At 64.2% G+C, this 18,827-nt stretch carries 19 protein-coding genes and 3 tRNA genes; 9 read left to right on the top strand and 13 right to left on the bottom strand.

Going from position 1 to position 18,827, the window contains the following annotated elements; translation table 11 throughout:
* Positions 1 to 187: 187 nt before the first annotated feature.
* The 5 genes from GVL61_RS02200 to rpsF all read right to left on the bottom strand — a co-directional run bounded on the left by GVL61_RS02200 (position 188) and on the right by rpsF (position 3,481).
* Entirely contained in the window at positions 188 to 1,615 is a 1,428-nt protein-coding gene (locus GVL61_RS02200) for an AMP nucleosidase (protein WP_159976653.1), read from the bottom strand.
* Positions 1,616 to 1,697: 82 nt separating this feature from the next.
* Positions 1,698 to 2,189, bottom strand: a complete 492-nt coding sequence (locus tag GVL61_RS02195) for a GNAT family N-acetyltransferase (protein ID WP_159976467.1) — start codon at positions 2,187 to 2,189, stop codon at positions 1,698 to 1,700.
* Between the two features lie 89 nt (positions 2,190 to 2,278).
* Positions 2,279 to 2,875: a 50S ribosomal protein L9 gene (gene rplI / locus GVL61_RS02190; protein WP_159976464.1), complete on the bottom strand. Its 597-nt coding sequence runs from the start codon at positions 2,873 to 2,875 to the stop codon at positions 2,279 to 2,281.
* Positions 2,876 to 2,889: 14 nt separating this feature from the next.
* The gene (gene rpsR, locus GVL61_RS02185; protein WP_039284546.1) at positions 2,890 to 3,114 is read right to left on the bottom strand and encodes a 30S ribosomal protein S18; all 225 of its coding nucleotides are present in this window, start codon (positions 3,112 to 3,114) and stop codon (positions 2,890 to 2,892) included.
* Positions 3,115 to 3,118: 4 nt separating this feature from the next.
* Positions 3,119 to 3,481 (bottom strand): 30S ribosomal protein S6, encoded by a 363-nt coding sequence (gene rpsF, locus GVL61_RS02180; RefSeq protein WP_159976461.1) that lies wholly within the window; start codon positions 3,479 to 3,481, stop codon positions 3,119 to 3,121.
* 270 nt (positions 3,482 to 3,751) lie between these two features.
* On the opposite strand from rpsF, the gene GVL61_RS02175 reads away from it, so the two are divergent.
* The 3 genes from GVL61_RS02175 to GVL61_RS02165 all read left to right on the top strand — a co-directional run bounded on the left by GVL61_RS02175 (position 3,752) and on the right by GVL61_RS02165 (position 6,753).
* Positions 3,752 to 6,409, top strand: coding sequence for a M1 family metallopeptidase (locus GVL61_RS02175; protein WP_159976458.1), 2,658 nt, complete (start codon positions 3,752 to 3,754; stop codon positions 6,407 to 6,409).
* Between the two features lie 142 nt (positions 6,410 to 6,551).
* Positions 6,552 to 6,627, top strand: a tRNA-Ile gene (locus tag GVL61_RS02170).
* 49 nt (positions 6,628 to 6,676) lie between these two features.
* Positions 6,677 to 6,753, top strand: a tRNA-Pro gene (locus GVL61_RS02165).
* Positions 6,754 to 7,163: 410 nt separating this feature from the next.
* On the opposite strand, the gene GVL61_RS02160 is transcribed toward GVL61_RS02165, so the two are convergent.
* A complete protein-coding gene (locus GVL61_RS02160) occupies positions 7,164 to 7,832 on the bottom strand; it encodes a glutathione S-transferase (RefSeq protein WP_159976455.1) in 669 nt (222 codons plus the stop codon).
* A gap of 138 nt (positions 7,833 to 7,970) precedes the next feature.
* Between GVL61_RS02160 and GVL61_RS02155 the strand changes: the two genes are divergently transcribed.
* Positions 7,971 to 9,206: a polyhydroxyalkanoate depolymerase gene (locus GVL61_RS02155; RefSeq protein WP_159976651.1), complete on the top strand. Its 1,236-nt coding sequence runs from the start codon at positions 7,971 to 7,973 to the stop codon at positions 9,204 to 9,206.
* Between the two features lie 15 nt (positions 9,207 to 9,221).
* On the opposite strand, the gene GVL61_RS02150 is transcribed toward GVL61_RS02155, so the two are convergent.
* On the bottom strand, positions 9,222 to 10,226 hold the full coding sequence (locus tag GVL61_RS02150; protein WP_159976452.1) for a polysaccharide deacetylase family protein: 1,005 nt from the start codon (positions 10,224 to 10,226) through the stop codon (positions 9,222 to 9,224).
* 55 nt (positions 10,227 to 10,281) lie between these two features.
* Positions 10,282 to 12,228: a sensor histidine kinase gene (locus GVL61_RS02145; RefSeq protein WP_159976449.1), complete on the bottom strand. Its 1,947-nt coding sequence runs from the start codon at positions 12,226 to 12,228 to the stop codon at positions 10,282 to 10,284.
* 255 nt (positions 12,229 to 12,483) lie between these two features.
* Here GVL61_RS02145 and GVL61_RS02140 point away from each other — a divergent pair, with 255 nt between their 5' ends.
* Entirely contained in the window at positions 12,484 to 12,948 is a 465-nt protein-coding gene (locus GVL61_RS02140) for an Lrp/AsnC family transcriptional regulator (protein ID WP_043975394.1), read from the top strand.
* Positions 12,949 to 12,962: 14 nt separating this feature from the next.
* Positions 12,963 to 13,484 carry a hypothetical protein gene (locus GVL61_RS02135; protein ID WP_159976446.1) on the top strand — a complete coding sequence of 174 codons (522 nt, stop codon included), beginning with the start codon at positions 12,963 to 12,965 and terminating at the stop codon, positions 13,482 to 13,484.
* Here the strand turns inward: GVL61_RS02135 and aroQ are convergent.
* The 5 genes from aroQ to GVL61_RS02110 form a co-directional block, all read right to left on the bottom strand.
* Entirely contained in the window at positions 13,448 to 13,885 is a 438-nt protein-coding gene (aroQ, locus tag GVL61_RS02130) for a type II 3-dehydroquinate dehydratase (RefSeq protein ID WP_159976443.1), read from the bottom strand. The genes GVL61_RS02135 and aroQ overlap by 37 nt on opposite strands.
* 71 nt (positions 13,886 to 13,956) lie before the next feature.
* Positions 13,957 to 14,283, bottom strand: a complete 327-nt coding sequence (locus tag GVL61_RS02125; protein WP_235037504.1) for a hypothetical protein — start codon at positions 14,281 to 14,283, stop codon at positions 13,957 to 13,959.
* A gap of 76 nt (positions 14,284 to 14,359) precedes the next feature.
* Entirely contained in the window at positions 14,360 to 14,773 is a 414-nt protein-coding gene (locus tag GVL61_RS02120; RefSeq protein WP_159976440.1) for a holin family protein, read from the bottom strand.
* Positions 14,774 to 14,905: 132 nt separating this feature from the next.
* A complete protein-coding gene (locus GVL61_RS02115; RefSeq protein WP_159976437.1) occupies positions 14,906 to 15,121 on the bottom strand; it encodes a hypothetical protein in 216 nt (71 codons plus the stop codon).
* 213 nt (positions 15,122 to 15,334) lie between these two features.
* Positions 15,335 to 15,411 (bottom strand) — tRNA-Pro (locus GVL61_RS02110).
* A 351-nt stretch (positions 15,412 to 15,762) separates the two neighbouring features.
* Here GVL61_RS02110 and yajC point away from each other — a divergent pair.
* The 3 genes from yajC (at position 15,763) to secF (ending at position 18,788) form a co-directional block, all read left to right on the top strand.
* Complete coding sequence (gene yajC, locus GVL61_RS02105) at positions 15,763 to 16,098, top strand: preprotein translocase subunit YajC (protein WP_159976434.1); 336 nt, start codon at positions 15,763 to 15,765, stop codon at positions 16,096 to 16,098.
* Positions 16,099 to 16,173: 75 nt separating this feature from the next.
* Positions 16,174 to 17,784 carry a protein translocase subunit SecD gene (gene secD / locus GVL61_RS02100; RefSeq protein ID WP_159976431.1) on the top strand — a complete coding sequence of 537 codons (1,611 nt, stop codon included), beginning with the start codon at positions 16,174 to 16,176 and terminating at the stop codon, positions 17,782 to 17,784.
* A gap of 11 nt (positions 17,785 to 17,795) precedes the next feature.
* The gene (secF, locus tag GVL61_RS02095; RefSeq protein WP_159976428.1) at positions 17,796 to 18,788 is read left to right on the top strand and encodes a protein translocase subunit SecF; all 993 of its coding nucleotides are present in this window, start codon (positions 17,796 to 17,798) and stop codon (positions 18,786 to 18,788) included.
* The last annotated feature ends 39 nt before the right edge of the window (positions 18,789 to 18,827 follow it).

The following is an 18,827-nucleotide window of genomic DNA, read 5'->3' as shown; positions in this document are numbered from 1 at the left end:
CCTGGGGCCATCGCCCCAGACCCCTTTAATATCAGCGTCGGGCGTGCAGCGATCTTGCCCGCTCCTTGCTGCCGCAGGCTATATGTCTACCGGCGATAAGTGGGCGCGCAACGAAGCTGCACGCAGGACCTCGACATTCCCGGGGTCTGGGGCGATGGCCCCAGGTCTTCCCTCCCCCTTTAATCCCTTACCGGAACGGCGGCTCGTTGAATGCCCGCAGCTTGCGCGAGTGCAGGCGGTCGCCCTGTTCGCGCAGGAGATCGCAGGTGATCAGTCCGATCTTGAGGTGGCTCGCGATGGCCTCCTCGTAGAAACGGTTGGCTTGGCCGGGTAGCTTCAACTCGCCGTGGAGCGGCTTGTCGGAGACGCAGAGCAGAGTGCCGTAGGGTACGCGGAAGCGGTAGCCCTGGGCGCTGATCGTGGCGCTTTCCATGTCTATGCCGATGGCGCGGCTCAGCGAGAAGCGCTTGGCGGAATCGGTGTAACGCAGTTCCCAGTTGCGGTCGTCGGTGGTGACGATGGTGCCGGTGCGCATCCGCTTCTTGAGGTTCATGCCGCCGCCGCTGACCATTTCCGCTGCCTGCGCCAGTGCCATCTGTACTTCGGCAATGGCGGGGAGCGGGATTTCCGGCGGCAGGACCGGGTCGAGGACATGGTCGTCACGAAGGTAGGCATGGGCAAGGACATAGTCGCCGATGCGCTGGCTTTCGCGCAGTCCGCCGCAGTGACCGATCATCAGCCATGCCTCGGGACGCAGGACTGCAAGGTGGTCGGTGATGGTCTTGGCGTTGGAAGGGCCGACGCCGATGTTGACCAGAGTGACGCCCGAGCGGTCCTCGCGAACGAGGTGGTAGGCTGGCATCTGGTGGCGGCGCCATGCGGTGTCGGAGAGGCGCGCGCGGGCGTTGTCCACCGGGGCATCGATGTAGAGACCGCCGGCGCCCGAAAGCGCGACGTAGCCGTTCGAGCCGACCTGTTTGCCTGCCCAGTCCACGAACTCATCGACGTAGCGGTGGTAGTTGGTGAATAGGATGAATCGCTGGCAGTGTTCAGGGCTGGTGCCGGTGTAATGCGCCAGTCGTGCGAGGCTGAAGTCTGTGCGCAGGCCATCGAACAGGGCGAGGGGCTGTGGTTCGTCTTCGGCGAAGATGTGGATACCGTCGGCGATCTCGTCGCCGATCATGGCGAGGTCGGTGCTGGGGAAGTGGGTCGCCAGTTCCTGCGGCGTCACGGCGCCGACGGGGACGCCTTCGAGCACGTAGGGGAAGGGGATTTCCTGTGCCGATGCGGTGACCGTGAATTCCACCTCGTATTCGGCCTCGATCCGCCCGAGCTGGTCGGAGAGATAATCGGCGAAGAGGTGTGGGCGGGTGACCGTGGTGGCGTAGGTGCCGGGTACTTCCAGGCGGCCGAAGGCGCGCGAGGCGCTGGCGGCGCGTTCTGTGCCGCGATAGGTTATGCGCAGCTCGGGATAGGTCCAGAGGCGCTTCTCGCGGCGGTCGGCGGGGGGGAGGGTGCCGTGCTCGACAAAGGCGGTAATATCGGCCTTGAGAGTGGATACAGCGGCTTCGTAGACGCGGACCAATTCCGCGATGGTTTCGTTCATCATCTGCATGGCCATCTATTACGCAATCTTCGTTTTGGCGCAATAGGGGGCGTCCGGGGCAGGGATGTGACGGATTGGGCCTGCGGCGCGCCTAAAGCGATAACGCCAGATAGGTTACCGTCTTGCCGTTGCCGAGCAGCGCCTCGCCCAGCGGCGCAAAGCCCAGCGAGCGGTGGAAGGCTTCGGAAGCGGGGTTGGGCGGGTCGGAATTGACCTCGCATACGATGCGCTCGTGCCCGGCGGCGCGGGCTGCTGCGAAGAGGTGGGCGTAGAGCCGGCGGGCAAGGCCGCGCCCACGCGCCTCGGGCGCGGTGACGACGCGGTCGATGTAGACGAAGCTGGCGTAGCGGGCGTCGAACCAGCGGTAGTTGTCGCTGTCGTATGCGGCGCCCGGCGCGAAGGCGAGGATCATGGCGTCGATCATGCCGACCCGAGCGGCCAGGAACGCTTCTTCCACCAGCATGCCGATGCGGGCTTCGTCAGCGAAGGAAAGCTCTACGGCATGGGCGTTGTTGAGCGCCAGCATGGCGGCGCGCAAGCCTGCATCGGCGCGGTAGTCGGTGCTGGTAATGGTGGCGATCATCGATGCTGTCCTTTGGCGCAAAGGAAAAGCCCCCGCTCCACGAGGGAGCGAGGGCTTTTTATTCCTCAGGCAAAAGCCGAAGGGAAAGCTCAGGCCTGAGCTTCGCCCTCTTCGGCTTCTTCCTCGATCGCGATTTCGCCGGGTTCGGCGTTCGGATCGTAGGCTTCGGTGAAGCCCGAGACGTCCTGTTCGAACATCGCGGCCATCACGTCCACGCCCTGCGTCTGCAGCTCGGCTTCGTCGGCCGAGCGGGCGACGTTGACCTTGATGTTGACGGCAACTTCAGGGTGCAGGCTGACCTTGACGTCGAAGACGCCGAGGGTCTTGATCGGGCGTTCCAGCACGATCATGTGCTTGGCGACGTTCGCGCCGTCAGCCTTCAGGCCGTCGACGATGTCACGCACCGAAACCGAACCGTAGAGCTGGCCCGAGTTCGACGAGGCGCGGATCAGGATGATCTGCTTGCCGTCGACGTTGCCCGAATCGGCCTGAGCAGCCGCGCGGCGGTCGGCGTTGTCGGACTCGATCTTGGCGCGGTTGGCCTCGAAGACCTTCTTGTTGCGTTCGTTGGCGCGCAGGGCCTTCTTGTTGGGAAGAAGGTAGTTGCGTGCGTAACCGTCCTTAACGGAGACGACGTCGCCGATGGCGCCGAGCTTCTCGACGCGTTCCAGGAGGATGATGTCCATGGGTCAGTCCCTCCTTACTTAACGATGAAGGGCAGGAGGCCGATGTGCCGGGCGCGCTTGATCGCCTGGCTCAGCTCACGCTGCTTCTTGGCGGAAACCGCCGTGATGCGGCTGGGGACGATCTTGCCACGCTCGGACATGAAGCCCTGCAGCAGACGTACGTCCTTGTAGTCGATCTTCGGCGCGTTCTTGCCCGAGAACGGGCAGGACTTGCGGCGGCGGAAAAATGCACGTGCCATGGTGTCAGTTCCCTTCGCGTTCGCGGCGGCGAGTACGCTCGCGGTCGCTCTTGCGCATCATGACCGACGGGCCTTCTTCCTGCTCGTCGACGCGGATGGTCACGTAGCGGATGACGTCTTCGTTGATGGAGGTCTGACGCTCGAGCTCGGCGACGGTGGCGCCGTTTGCTTCGATGTTCAGCATCACGAAGTGAGCCTTGCGGTTGCGCTTGATCTTGTAGGCGAGATTCTTGAGGCCCCAGGTCTCGGTCTTGGTGACCTTGCCCTGGTTCGACTCGACGATCTCGGTGGCGGCGGCGGCAAGTGCATCGACCTGCGCCTGGCTGAGGTCCTGGCGTGCCAGGAACACGTGCTCATATAGAGCCACGGCAACTTCCTTTTCTCTGTCTAACCGATCGCTGGCTTGTCCGCGGGATTGCGGGGCCCCTCCGGCTTTCGTTTGGGTTCCCGGCGGTCTCGTGACTGCGGGGAAGGCGGGCCCTTACCGGATTCTGATAGGAATGCAAGTGCAGGGGGGCAAAAACGGCCGCCGTGCGGGAACAAAGACCTGCATGCAAAGTTGCGCAGGAGGGTAAATTTGTTGCGCACGGGAGATCACGCGTTAGCTAGGCCAATCCCCCAAGAAAACGAGTCGCCCATGAAAATCAATGTTCGCTGCGCCGTGCTGGCGCTTCTTGCAGGTGTCGCCATGCCGTTACCAGCTCTTGCCCAGGCATCAACCTCGAAGGGGGCCACCGCCGAGACGGTGACCACGCAGCTTCCCCGCAATGTTCGGCCCAGCCATTACGACGTTACCGTCACTCCCGATGCCAAGGCGCTGACTTTCGCCGGCAAGGCCGCGATCACCGTCGACGTGCTGGAGGAAACCCGCACGATCACGCTCCAGGCCGCCGATCTCTCCATCGCCAAAGCCGCGCTTTCGACAGCTGCCGGCAAGCGCATGGGCGTGCCGGCCGTCGCAATCGACGCGGCCGCGCAGACCGCTACCTTCACTTTTGCCAAGGCCATCGCGCCGGGCAGCTACGTCCTGTCGATCGACTACGCAGGCAAGATCAACACGCAGGCCTACGGCCTCTTCGCACTCGACTACAAGGCGGCGGACGGCAGCGCGAAGCGCGCTCTGTTCACCCAGTTCGAGAACTCGGACGCGCGCCGCTTCATGCCTTCGTGGGACGAGCCGTTCTACAAGGCGACCTTCAGTCTCAAGGCGGTTGTGCCCGAGGGCGAGATGGCCGTCGGCAACCTGCCTGTCGAAAGCCGCAAGAGCGCGGGCGAGGGCCTTACGCTGGTCACTTTCGGCACCAGCCCGAAGATGTCGACGTACCTGCTGTTTCTCGGTCTCGGCGATTTCGAGCGCAAGACCGTGCAGGCGGCCGGCACCGAAGTGGGCGTGCTGACCAAGCGCGGCGACCTGGCCGAGGCGGACTACGCGCTGGAGCAGTCGGCGGCGCTGCTGCCGTGGATGAACGATTATTTCGGGGTGCCCTATCCGCTGCCCAAGATGGACAATATCGCGGCGCCGGGTCGCAGCCAGTTCTTCAGTGCAATGGAGAACTGGGGCGGTATCTTCTACTTCGAGAATGCGATGCTGCTCGATCCCAAGATTGCGTCGAATTCCCTGCGCGAGCGGATCTTCACGGTGGTGGCGCACGAAATGGCGCACCAGTGGTTCGGCGATCTTGTCACGATGTCCTGGTGGGACGACCTGTGGCTGAACGAGGGCTTCGCCTCGTGGATGGAAAGCCGTGCGACCGCGCAGTTCCATCCCGAATGGAACCCGGAACTGACCGGCGTGGGATCGCGCGAACTGGCGATGGCGCAGGATGGCTATGTCACCACGCACCCGATCATCACCCCGATCAAGACGGTGGAGGAAGCCAGCCAGGCCTTCGATTCGATCACCTACTCCAAGGGCGAGGCGGTGATCCGCATGCTGGAGGCCTATGCCGGTTCCGATCAGTGGCGCACGGGCGTTCAGGCCTACATGAAGCGCTACAGGAATTCGAACACGGTCACCGATGACCTGTGGGCCGAGATGGAGAAGGCCTCGGGCAAGCCCATCGCGCTGATCGCTCATGACTTCACATTGCAGCCGGGTATCCCGTTGGTGAAGGTCTCTGCATCGTGCGCCGCCGGGCAGACCAGCCTGAGCCTGGAGCAGGGCGAGTTCACCCGTGACCGCGCCGACAAGCAGCCGCTGAAATGGCGCGTGCCGGTGCGCGCAGCAGGGCTTGACGGCGCGGCTGCCGAGACACTGCTGCAGGGCAAGGGTGCGCTCACGGTTGCCGGCTGCGGCCCGGTGGTCGTGAATGCCGGGCAGTCGGGCTATTACCGCGTGCTCTACGACGCAAAGACCTTCGCGGTTCTGGCCAAGTCGATCGCCAAGGTGCAGCCGGTCGACCAGTTGGGCATCCTCAACGATGCGGCGGCACTGGGCTATGCCGGTAACCAGCCGATGGCGAACATGCTCGACGTGGTGAAGGGCCTGCCCGCAGACGCCTCGCCGCAGGTAATGGAGCGCGCCGCCAGGGTGATCGCGGGTCTTGCTGACTATGCTCGCGGCAACGCAAAGCGTGAAGCCGCGCTGTCGCGCTTCGCCTCCGCGCGCCTGCTTCCGGTGATGCAGCGTCTGGGCTGGACCCCGCGCGCGAACGAGCCGGTGACCGAGGGCGACTTGCGCGCCGCCCTGATCGAGGTGCTGGGCGAACTGGGCGAGCCCGGCGTGCTGGCCGAAGCGCGCCGCCGCTTCGTAGCGTCGAAGACCGACGACAGCGCCATCGATCCCTCGCTGCGCGTGGCTATTCTGTCCGTGGTGGCGAAGAATGCCGATGCCCAGACCTGGGATGCGCTGCACGAACTGGCGAAGGCGGAGACTTCGGCGCAGGTCAAGACCACGCTCTATTCCCAGCTTGGCATGGCGCGCGATCCGGCGCTGGCCGACAAGGCGCTGGCGCTTTCGTTGACCGATGAGCCGAGCGTGACCACCAGCCCGGTGATCATCACGTCGGTCGCGGGAGACAACCCTGACAAGGCGTTCGACTTCGTGTCGGCCAACTACGACGCGGTTATGGCGCGTGTAGATAGCTCGGGCGCGACCCGCTACGTCGCCAAGCTGGCGCAGGGTAGTGCCGATCCGGCGATGGTCGAAAAGCTGAAGGCTTACGCGCAGGCTCACCTGCCGGCCGGCGCGCGCCGTCCGGTCGATGAGGCGGTCGCCAAAATCGAGGATCGGATCAAGGTACAGGAAACCCGCATGGGCGAGGTCGACGCCTGGCTGGCCAAGGCCGGCTACTGATCCGGCGGTGCAGGAGCGGCATCGGCTGCTCCTGCACCCACAGACAAATGCGCAAAGTTACCAGAAGGCCGCTTGCCTGATCGCGCATCGCAAGCTAACGGGCATCGGACCGGCTTCCTCGATGGGCCGGTAACGGCACGGCGGGCCTGTAGCTCAGCGGTTAGAGCTGGCCGCTCATAACGGCTAGGTCGCGGGTTCGAATCCTGCCGGGCCCACCAATGCCAGTCACCTGAGCCTTGGCGGGTGAAGGTTCATCGATACCCCGGTCGGGGAGTGGCGCAGCCCGGTAGCGCGCTTGCTTTGGGAGCAAGATGTCGCAGGTTCGAATCCTGTCTCCCCGACCAATTTCTCCCGCTTTTTCATACCATGCATCCCTATGGATGCGGTGCTGACAAATGTCAGAACGCGGCATGAAGATGGGCCTAGGTCGCGAAAATAGTTTCATTCGGCGGTGGGGAAGGTTGAGCGGGCCTGTTCGGAAAGGCTGCAGGCTTGTAGCTGCCCGTCCCGCTCGTAAGGCGGTCTTAGCCGGTTTTTTGGACCCAGCGACTGCCATTAGGTTGCCGCACGATGTCCCGGCCACAACCTTTGCACATCCTGACATACATGCTGCCGTTCCATTTATCGCTACCCTTCCGGGGCTTGTGGCGATTGAGAAGGCAGTTGAAAATTTGCAGTATCACAGCGAATTCGTATCCATGGTTTAAGCAATGGGAGGTCTCATCGCCTCCTCGATGCTTAGCCCATAGGTAAATCAGAACTCCACGTCGAGTTCCTCCATTTCCTCCGGCTCGGCTTTTGCAGCTTCCACCCATTCGCGCATCGGGGCCCATTCGGCGATCGTGCGGCAATAGGCGGAGCATTCCGGGGGCAGGGAGACTGCATAGGTCACGAATCGCGTCGTCACCGGCGCGTACATGGCATCGGCGACGGTAGGCTCCGCGCCGAACAGGAACGGGCCGCCGAAAGTCTGAAGACAATCGATCCAGATCGCCTCGATTCGCTCGATATCGGGGCGCGCGCCGGAGAAGACCGGGAATTTCTCGTGCCGCACCTTGAGGTTCATCGGCAGGGCCGAGCGCAAGTTGGTGAAGCCCGAATGAATCTCGCCCGAGATAGAGCGGCAGTGCGCCCGCGTGATCGGATCTGCGGGGAACATGCCGGCATCGGGAAACTGTTCGTTGAGGAATTCGGCGATGGCCAGCGTGTCCCATACGCTGGCGCCCCTGCAGTTGAGCCGCGGAACCAGTACCGAGGGCGAAAGCAGCAGGAGTTCGGCGCGGTTGGCGGCATCGTTGGCGACAGGTTTTTCCTCAACGTCCAGTCCGGCAAGGCGGCACAGCAGCCAGCCGCGCAGCGACCACGCGGAATAAGTCTTGCTGGAGATCGTCAGCGTAGCGCGGATTTCGCTGGCTTGTGTCATGGACCTCACTCCTGGCTTTTATGCGGGGGCACTTTCGCTTGCATCAACCTATGATGCAGCGCAGCATGAATCCAGAACCGATTGCAGCCGCCTGTTCGAATCGCGAGGGTTGCAGCGGGATCGCGGGGAATGTTGCATATGCTCTATCAGGCCTATCAGGCATATTGCGACACACTGGCACCGGCCCGGTTCGCCGCGCGCACTGCAACCAGCCTTCGAGACAAGTTCCTGGGCGGGGCCGAGAAAATGCCCTTCGCGCGGCGTCTTTTTGCGCTGGCCGAGACGTTCGAGAAATCGGCGGTCACCCATGCTCGTCCGCCTTACGCGATAGGCGAGGTCCTGTCGGGCAACATCATGACCCCGGTGGTCGAGGAAGTAGCGCTTTCACTGCCGTTCGGCGACATGCTTCATTTCGCCAAGCCCGAAGTCAGCGTGCCCCAGCCCAAGGTTCTGGTCGTGGCCCCGCTGTCGGGCCATTTCGCCACGCTGCTGCGCGGTACGGTGGAAACGCTGCTGCGCGACCATGACGTCTACATTACCGACTGGAAGAATGCGCGCGACGTGCCGCTGTCCGCCGGGGACTTCGGGCTGGACGACTACATCGACTATGTGATCCGCTTCCTGCAGGAACTGGGCGACCCGGCGGAGAAGCGCGGCGCGCATGTGCTGGCGGTGTGCCAGCCCTGTGTCCCGGTGCTCGCCGCCGTGGCGCTGATGGCGCAGGACGACGACCCCTGCCAGCCGCGCACCATGTCGCTGCTGGGCGGTCCGGTGGACGTGCGCGAATCGCCTACGGTGGTGAACGATCTTGCGAATGCGCAGACGTTCGAATGGTTTGAGAAGAACCTCATCCACACCGTGCCGTGGCGCTACAAGGGTGGGGGGCGCAAGGTGTACCCCGGATTCATCCAGCTTTCCGCTTTCATGTCGATGAATTCAGGCCGTCACTATGCCCAGTTCCGCAAGCTGTACCAGCACATCGCAAACCTCGAACAGGCCGAGGTCGACAAGATCGAGCACTTCTATGACGAGTATCTGGCCGTGCTCGACCTGACTTCCGAATTCTATCTCGAGACGATCGACAAGGTGTTCCAGAAGGCACTCCTCGCGAAAGGTGAGCTGACGCATCGGGGGCGCAAAGTGGATTGCTCGGCGATCCGCAAGACTGCGCTCCTCACCGTCGAGGGGGAGCGCGACGATATCTGCGCGGTGGGGCAGACGGCGGCGGCGCATCTCCTGTGCACCAGCCTGCGCCCGCATCTGAAGCGGCACCACCTGCAGCCGGGCGTAGGCCATTACGGCGTGTTCTCCGGCTCCAAGTGGGAGCGCGAGATCTACCCGCAGGTGCGCAACATGATCCTGGCGATGGCCTGAGGCCGACCCCAGGCTTCAGCCCGGTTTCACCGAGGCCATGATGTCGGCCACGCTGGTCGGCTTCACGCCGCGCCGCTCCAGGTGAGTGAACAGGGCGCGCCACCAGTCGTAGAGCGCGTCGAGGTCTGCCTCGTTGCGTACATAGGGTGTGTGGCCCGGCGCCAGCGAGGGGCTGTGGAACGAGAACACCAGCACGGGCAGGCCTTCATCGATGGCGATGTCTACGCCACGCAGGGCTTCTTCTGTAGTAATGCCTTCGGGCGTCAGCGGAATGCGTTCGAGCAGCCCCGCACGGGCGAGTACGCCGCGTACCTGCGGCGCACGCCAAAGGTGCGGGTAGATCACGTTGCCGACCTGCCGCAGCGGCCCCCAGTAGACCGTGGTCAGCGGTAGTTCGAGCAGGCTCTGTTCGGCATCGGTCCAGTAGGGGCGCAGCGGATGTTCGCGGTAGTTGGGGCCGCCGGCAGAGCTGTAATCCCAGTGCGCGCGCACCGACGTGTCGATAGCGATGCCGCATTCGCGCAGGATCTCGGCCGTGCGCGGGCCCAGGCCGTAGCGGCCGGCGCGGTAGATCTGCGGGGGAACGCCGAAAGCGCTCTCGATCCGGTCGCGGAGGGTGTGAAGTTTCTCGCGCTCCAGTTCGAAGGGCAGGTTGCCCGCGAAGCTGTTGAACTCGTTCACTTCCTCTACGAACGGCGGGTTGACCCAGGGGTGCAACTGTACACCGACCTCAGCGGTGCCGCGCGTCACGGCATCGCCGATCGCTTCCGGCGCGAAGGAGGAACAGGCGACCGGCCAGTCGATCAGGTACGAGGGGACGACCCCGAAGCCTTCGCAGAACTGCTGGAACTTGCGCAGCGCAGGTACGGTGACGACGCTGTGCTTCTCGCGGTCGAGCGGAGCCGACCAGTCGAACTCCTCTTCGGTGTCGACGGTTACAATGAAGCGCTGGCCGAAGTCCTTGCCGAATGAGGCAAAAGCATGCTGGCCCGGCGGCTCCAGGAGATTGGGTCCCGGCAAAAAACTTTCCCCTCTGCGGGTCGCATCCGTCAGGGTGACAGGGTCTGGAAGTGTTTTAGGGTGAAATGGTTGCCGAAGTGCTATTGCCTGCATTTACAGCGGTCAAGGCAGGCAGTGACAGGTGTAGCGCATTGTTAACGCGCTGCAGCATTCCCCCGGCTGCGGCGGCTTCGGCCATGGCGAGACGCAATGTGAAGCCGATCCCGAACATGCCGGTGGCGAGCGATTGCCCGCGTTCCCCGGCGACGGCATCGAACAGGGTATCAGGATCGCGCTCGGCCAGCACGGACGGCAGCGCGACGGCCACTTCAACCATGCCCGCGCGCATCGCCCAGGTCAGTTCGAGTGCCTCGCCCGGCGCGGTCGAGCTTGCGAGGGCTGCGAAAAGGCGCCAGATCAGGCGCTCCACTTCGGCGCGGGCCACCCGGACCGGCAGGGTGGCGGCGGAAGGATCGGACGTAAGCGCGAAGCTGCTGCCGCGCGGTTCGGTCCAGGTACGCAGCCGCGCAACGGTCTGGGCAAGAACGCGGGCAAGGTCGCACTCACCCTCGTCGAGCGGCAGTGCGCCGGTTTCCAGCTTCACCAGCCGGTCAAGTTCCTCGAAGCCGGCAAGGATGTGGGCGCAGTCCCCGGCGATGGCGGCGGCGAGGGCACGGTATTCGTGCGGCGCGGGGCCGTAGAGCTGCTGCTGGATGATTTCGGCCGCGACCTGGATGGCGTTCGCAGGGGTGCGCAGTTCGTGCAGCACTTCGCGCATACGGTCGGCTTCGGCGGTGTCGGCGCACGGCGTTGCCGGTGCAGCTACGGGCGGCGTAGGGCGGCGCAGTCGGCCGCAATAGCCGATGAAGCCACCGCCCTCGAAACGGGCGATGGCATCTACCTGCCACGCGCCGCTGACTGCCGGCGCTCCGGCGACCGCGATGCGGGCGGCGCGCAGCGGCAGGCGCTGACGCATAGCCGTGCCAAGGTCGTGAGAATTCCCGGCCCCGTCCTGCGCGGCGGGAAGGCTGAGACCGATCACCGAGGAAGCATAAGGGCCGTCCGCCCAGGCGATGCGCCCGTGGACGTCGGTGGTGAAGTCTATCGCCAGCGCCAGTCGCACCGTTGCGGGTGCGGTGTCCCCCAGCGGCAGGCGCGGCGCGTTGGCGTCGGCGCTCGTACCCACGGCGCCCTGCATTGCGCGGGCCCTGCGGAACTCCTCGATGCGCCGGACGATGGCGCCGATCCCAGCCTCGCCGGAATTGGCCCCCCCGGACCGGCTATCTCTGGAATGGTCCGCGTTGGCAGCCTTGAGTTGCACGTCCTTGTGTTGCTGCGCCGCGCGCGCCTTGGCCCACTCGCTAAGCGAGGTGGGGGCGGGCGGCTGGGCGTCCATGCCGAGCAGTTCCAGCACGTCGGCCGACATGTCCTGGTCAACGGCGATATTGCCGGTCGGGGCATTGAAGGATGCGCGCGGTTCTTCGGGAAGCGACGCTTCGGGATCGGGCTCGAATTTGAGGTCGGCGCCAAGGACCATATCCGGCGCGGCGGCTACATTTGCGGTCTGATCTTCGCATGGTCCTGGTGGCAGCGCGCGGTCGCGCACGCCCAGTCGTTCCAGCAGCGTCTCGACACGCGGCGGCAGATCGCGGCGGTGGCGTAATATCCCGCGCGCCCGCACGGGGAGGGCGGGGATCAGAGCCAGCCAGTCCTCGTCATCCAGTCGGGCGGCGCGAATCGCTGCGCAGGCGACGTCGGGTTCGGCTTCCGCCAGCCATGCCAGAAGGCGCGGGTTGGTCATCGCCTGAAGCGGTGCGCGCAGCAGGCGAGCGCGGTCGGCAGTCGGGATCTGGCGGCCCAGTTCCTGCAGCCGCGTGAAGCCGGCTTCCACGGTTTCGCTGGGTTCGCGCGGGTTCGGGGCCCGGCCGAGAATGTCGACGAGCTGCCTGAACTGGATACGCGCCAAGCCATCCCCAGAGGGCGGCAGGCGCAGAACCGTGGCAAGGCGATCGTCGAAATGCATTCAGTCTCCGGCGGTGCTGCCGTCATGGCAGACCAGTCCCTATGGACCCCCTATGTTTACTATAAGGAAAACAACAAGGGGAGAACCTCCTAGCAAACCCGTGGAGGAGAGGAAGAGGTCAGTTCGACATTGCACAGCAGGCGTTGCAAAGCGGGACGATTACGCTATGGCATAATAATATTACGGCGCACTGGCCTTTTCGATGTGTAAGTTGCAACGCGGTGATGCGAAAGCACTCCGCCGGGGAAAATTCGAATGATTAATCTCGATGAAATCGACCGTCGCCTGCTTGCCGAGTTGCAGGCCGAAGGTCGGATCACGAATGTCGAGCTGGCCCAGCGCGTCGGGCTGACCGCTCCGCCTTGCCTGCGCCGGGTGCGCAGCCTTGAGGAAGCGGGCGTGATTCAGGGCTATCACGCCGATCTCGACGCTTCCAAGCTGGGCTTCACGATCACCGTCTTCGCGCTGGTCAGCCTCAAGAGCCAGGCCGAAGAATCGCTCCGCGCCTTCGAGGACCACATGAAGGGCCTGCCCGAAGTGCGTGAGTGCCACATGCTCAACGGCGAAATAGACTTTATACTGAAGATCGTCAGCCGCGACCTGCAGAGCTTCCAGGAATTCCTCACCAGCAAGCTGACGCCTGCGCCGAACGTCGACAGCGTGAAGACGTCGCTGACGATCCGCACCGCGAAGAACATTCCGGGCGTGCCGCTGGGCTGAACGAGGAGGCGGCGATGACGAAATCCTCGCGGCGTTCGCTGCTGGTCGCGGTGGCCGTCGCATTGCTGGCGGGCAATGCCTGGTGGTTCTTCCTGCGCCCGCCCGAACCGCAGACCCCGGCGTTCGAGCTGGGCAGTACCGGCGGCCTGAGGGTTGGCGTGAATGCAGCCGATGCGGCTTCCGCGCCCTTGTTCGACCCGGTTCACGATGGCTGGACGGTCGGCACTGCCGCCGTGCGCGATTTGCGGGCGAGGGTACGCAGTTCGGCACCCGTCGACACCGCTGCCATCGTCGATTTCCTGATGGTGCGCCTGGCTGACGATGCCAACTCGGAACAGGTGCGCCGCGCTTTGCTGAGCCTCGCGCGCCAGCGGATATGTTTCGTGGCGCTGGTGGATGAGGCGGGCCTGCCGAAAGACGGCGGCTATGCAGACACTCCGGTTCACCGCATCGTCTCCGTGCGTGGAAACGACGGCGAAGTGATCGGCTGCGTGCCGGCTCAGAGCCCCGCTGCAGCCTCCAAAGCCACCATATAACTCTGCGCGCCGAAACCGGCGACGGTGCCCTTGGCGCCGATGCCGACCCAGGACTTGTGGCGGAATTCCTCGCGTGTGTGCGGATTGGAGAGGTGGACCTCTATGACCGGCACCTTGATCGAACGGATCGCATCGAGCAGCGCGATGGAGGTGTGGGTGTAGGCCCCGGCGTTCAGCAGCACTGCGTGGGCGCCGCTGTCCTGCGCTTCATGGAGCCAGTCGACCAGCGCGCCTTCATGGTTGGACTGGCGCATTTCGATACTCATGCCCAGCGCTTCACCGCGCGCGGCCAGCATGGCGCCGATATCGTCCAGCGTCTGCGAACCATAGATTTCGGGTTCGCGCTTGCCCAGCCGGTTGAGGTTGGGGCCGTTGAGCACATAGATCAGCTTGATCGCCATCGCTTCGAAATTCCCGTGATCGTCAGGCGCCGAGCTTTAGCGGGGCGACCGGCGGGCGCAAGCCGCTGCGGTCATTGCGGAGCGGGCAGGGGCGGACCGGGTGGCATGTCGGCCGGCGGCGGCGGCGGCGCCTCGGGTGCTTCGGGGGCCGGACCGCCCAGATCCTCGTTCGGGGCGCTGTCCTCGGAGCCGCCGTCGCCCGCGTAGAAGGCGGCGAGCGACTGGTCGTTGTCCTTGGCGCGTGCGGCGGATGCCTCCTGCTGGGCTTTGAGGGCGGCTGCTTCCTCGGCTGCGGTGGCCTGGGCCTGGGCGAGCTGCTTTTCCAGTTCGTCCTCGCGCGAGGAACCGCAGGCGGCAAGGGCGACGGGGAGGCAGAGAGCGGCAAGCCGCGCGGTCATGCGAAACACTCGAACGCTCCTGGGTGGTGCGGATGGGTTGGTCGTTACCCTTTAGCGTACGATGGTTAGCGTTTGCTTAGCGGTCGGACCCCCGGGTCTTGCCCCACTGGCGCATCGCCGAATATCCGAGGTAGCCGGTGCCGAACAGGGCATAGAGCGGCTCCGGGATGCCGTTGAGATAGGCGCTCATGCTTTCGCCAATGGCGCGGGCGGTGGCCGGGCTGAGTGCGCCGATCACGCCCATCGGCAGTGCCCACAAGATCATGAGATAGATGACGTAGAGAAAGCTGGGCCGTGCGCGGCTGGTCCAGGGATCGGCGGAATTGGCTTCGGCGACGATGGCCGATAGGCTGGCCTGCAGCATTTCGAGTTCCTGCGAACTCTCAAGCTTGAGTAGTTCCAGCTTGGCACGGTCGCGCGCTTCGGGGTCGGGGACGACCTTGTCGATGATGCGGGTGACGGGACCGAGCAGCGAATCAAGCAGAGCCATGAGCGAGTCCTTTCCGGTGACGGGAGTGGCTCGCAATCAAATAACCATATCGGTTCGTGTAGGAAAACGGTTTTCGGCCCTGTGGCACATATGGCAATGCCCGGCATGGCCTCGGGGGCCGCCGGGTAGTGCTTAGACGTCCGCCGGAATGGGCCGGTCGAGGTAGCTGGTATCTCCGCGCCTGCGCGCTTCCCAGGCGTTCGTCCGCTCGCGGGCGTATGTTTTCTGCACACGAACCTTGCTGATGCCATACTGCGCGGCAAGCTCGCCGAAGGTCGCGCCATCGACGACGGCGACGTATATGGCTGCATTGCGCTCGTGAGTAGGACTGGGATTTTCTGAGGCCATGGATTTGCTCACCCGTTCAGGCGGCGATCGGACGCCGCGTATATTTCGCCGCGTCCCCGGTATCTAACACAGGAGTGTCATCCAGGGGCAGGGGGATTCAGTTTCGACAATCGCAAGCCAAAGCCAGCGCTCAAATCGCGCGCGTTACCTGTCATGTGGTTGCTGATACGAAAACGCCGTCTCCTGCGCGAGGCAGGAAACGGCGGTTTTTCTTGGTCGGGACGAGAGGATTCGAACCTCCGACCCCCACACCCCCAGTGTGATGCGCTACCAGGCTGCGCTACGTCCCGACCGGAGCGCGGCCTATAGGCACGTCCTTTCAGATACGCAAGCGCCTCTTGTCAGGAATTTGCGCGCCGCGCTCTTTCTTGGTGCTTCACGGCCTCCCGTCGTGCGAGAGGAGTTTTTCATCGTGCCTGCGGGGCGCTTGAACGCGCTGCATCAGGCCCTATCTGGCTGCTTGTCGGCGGGGAAGCGCGGATGCGCGCGCGTTGCCAGCGGTGCGCTTTATTGCTAACCGCGCGCATCCGGTTGCGTCCGGCTCGGGGTTTTTTCCGACTGGATGCACGGCCGGCTGGCGCGCGATTCGCCGACAGGCACGCCGCGAAGCCGGCACGAAACAAAGAAGGCCCATCATTTCCATGCAGACCTCGATCCTCGCTCAGCTAGCCGCCGCCGCACCCGCCGGTGCGCCGCCGGCCTGGATTACGTACATGCCGTTCGTGGCCATGGCGCTGATCTTCTGGTTCCTCATCCTGCGCCCGCAGATGAAGCAGCAGAAGGAGCACAAGAACAAGCTCTCCTCGCTCAAGAAGGGCGACGAAGTGCTGACCGGCGGCGGTTTCGTCGGCAGGATCGTCAAGGTCGACGACAACTACGCCGAGGTCGAACTGGCGCAGGGCGTGAAGGTCAAGGCGCTCAAGTCGACGATCGTCGACGTGATCCCGCCGGCCGGCTCCAAGCCCGCGAACGACTGATCTGGCCGCAATTCCAGGACGCGGGTACGCCTGCGTCCCTTTGGCCCGCGTCCCTTTGGAGAGAAGCGATAGGCAATGCTTGAATTTTCCACCTGGAAGAAGGTCTGGTACTGGGGGCTGACGCTGGTCCTGTGCGCGCTTGCGCTGCCGACCTTGCTGTCCGTCACCAATATCCGCTGGCCCGAGGCGCTCCCGCACCCGAAGATCAACATGGGGCTCGACCTTGCGGGCGGCTCGCGCCTTCTGCTTGAGGCGAACCGCGACCAGGTGGTCCAGCAGCGACTGGAGGGCATGGAGGATTCGGTGCGCACCAAGCTGCGTACCGCCGAGCCGCGCATCGCCATCGGCGACGTGTCGAGCCGGGGAGGGCGCCTGTCCTTCACCGTGCGCGACAGCGCGCAGGTCGACGCGGCGCGTGAAGCGATCCTGCCCCTGACCACCGGCGCCGGCCTTTCCGGCCAGCGCGACTGGGATATTCAGGTCGTCAACGGCAACCAGTTCGTCCTCGCGCCTACCCCGGAAGGCATCGACCTTGCCGTAAGCAACGCGATGGAGACCGCGGTCGACGTCGTGCGCAAGCGTATCGACGCACTGGGCACCAAGGAGCCCGATATCCGGCGCCTCGGCGGCACCCGCATCGACGTTCAGGTTCCGGGCCTGCAGGATCCGGCGGCGCTGAAAGCGCTGCTCGGTCAGACCGCCAAGCTCGAATTCAAGCTGGTCGACGAGACCGCTGTACCCAGCGATCTGGCGCAGGGCATCGTTCCTCCGGGCGACGAGATCGTGCCTTATGCCGACGCTGGTGCTGCTGGCGGCCAGGCTCCCGTCATCGCGGTGAAGCGTCTGGGCGGCATCAAGGGTGACGAACTCACCGATGCCAAGCAGTCCTTCGAATCGAAAACCAACCAGGCAGTCGTCTCGATCACCTTCAACCAACAGGGCGGCGAGAAGTTCGCCCGGCTGACGACCGAGAACGTCAACAAGCGCTTCGCCATCATCCTCGATGGCAAGGTGCTTTCGGCTCCCAGCATCAACGAGCCGATCCTGGGCGGCAGCGCGCAGATTTCGGGCAGCTTCAACGTCCAGTCCGCCACGCAGCTCGCCATCGCGCTGCGCTCGGGTGCGCTTCCGGTTGACCTCACCGTCGTCGAAGAGCGTACCGTTGGTCCTGACCTCGGCGCCGATTCGATCAACAAGGGTGTCGTCGCGATGGGCGTCGGCACCGGCCTCCTGATGATCTTCATCCTGCTGACCTATGGCCGCTTCGGCATCTACGCCAATGTCGCGCTTGTGGTGAACGTGATGATGATCCTTGGCGTGATGGCGATGTTCGGCACCACGCTGACGCTGCCGGGCATCGCCGGCTTCGTGCTGACGATCGGCGCGGCGGTGGACGCCAACGTGCTGATCAACGAGCGTATCCGCGAGGAACGCCACCGGGGTCGGCGCGTCGTGCAGGCGGTGGAGATGGGCTACAAGGAAGCCAGTCGCGCGATTTTCGACGCGAACATCACCAACGTCATCGCCGCAGTTCTGATGGCCTACTTCGGCACCGGTCCGGTCCGCGGTTTCGCCATCGTCCTGCTGATCGGCATTGCGACTTCGGTCTTCACGGCCGTCACGCTGACCCGCATGTGGGTTGCCGGCTGGCTGCGCAAGGCGCGGCCCGCAGACCTGAACCTGTAAGGGGAGGACATATGAAGCTCCTCAAGCTCATTCCCGACAACACCAACATCCACTTCCTGAAGTGGCGTGTGCCGTTCTACGTCGTCAGCCTGCTACTGATCGTCGCTTCGATCGGACTGGTCGCCACCAAGGGCCTGAATCTGGGCGTCGACTTTGTCGGCGGCCAGGTGATGCGCGTCACTTTCGAGGGTGGCACCGATGCGCCGGTTACGCAGCTGCGCGAGGAAATCGACAAGCTGGGTTACGGCGAGCCGATCATCCAGCGTTTCGGCCAGGCGAACGAGATCTCGATCCGCATGAAGCTGCCGGTTGGCGCGGACAAGAACCCCAAGCTTGCCAATGCGATGGCGACCACGATCAAGGCCGACATCGCCAAGAACCACCCCGGCGCGAACATCGGCAGTGTCGATTCGGTGTCCGGCAAGGTCTCCGGCGAACTCGGGCGCAGCGCCATGCTGGCGCTCGGCCTGGCTGCGATTGCGGTCGCGATCTACATCTGGGTGCGCTTTGAATGGCAGTTCGGTGTGGGCGCTCTGTTCAGCCTCGTCCATGACGTGACGCTGACGCTGGGCCTGTTTGCGCTGACGCAGATGGAGTTCGACCTCAACATCGTGGCCGCGCTGCTGACGCTGATCGGTTACTCACTCAACGACACCATCGTCGTCTATGACCGCATCCGCGAGAACCTGAAGAAGTATCGCAAGATGCCGATGCCCGAGCTGCTCGACCTTTCGGTCAACGAGACTCTGGCGCGTACCATCGTGACCTCGCTGTCGATGTTGATCACCCTGCTGGCACTGCTGCTGCTGGGCCCTGACGTGATCTTCGGCTTCACCGCAGCGATCGTGCTGGGCATCTTCGTCGGCACCTACAGCTCGATCTACATGGCTGCGCCGATCCTGATCTGGCTGGGTGTGAAGCCGGACAGCTTCGTAACCACCGAGAGCGCGATCGACCGTCAGGACCGTCTCGCCCGTGAAGCGAGCGCCCCCAAAAAGGGCTGATCCGCACGCGGTCTGCGAAAAAGAAAAGGGCGGTGCATG

Origin of the sequence: Novosphingobium sp. 18050 (genome assembly GCF_902706195.1) — a bacterium.
Classification (GTDB): Bacteria; Pseudomonadota; Alphaproteobacteria; order Sphingomonadales; family Sphingomonadaceae; genus Novosphingobium.
The sequence above is the reverse complement of the archived record's forward strand: the minus strand, read 5'-3'. Positions and strand labels throughout refer to the sequence as shown.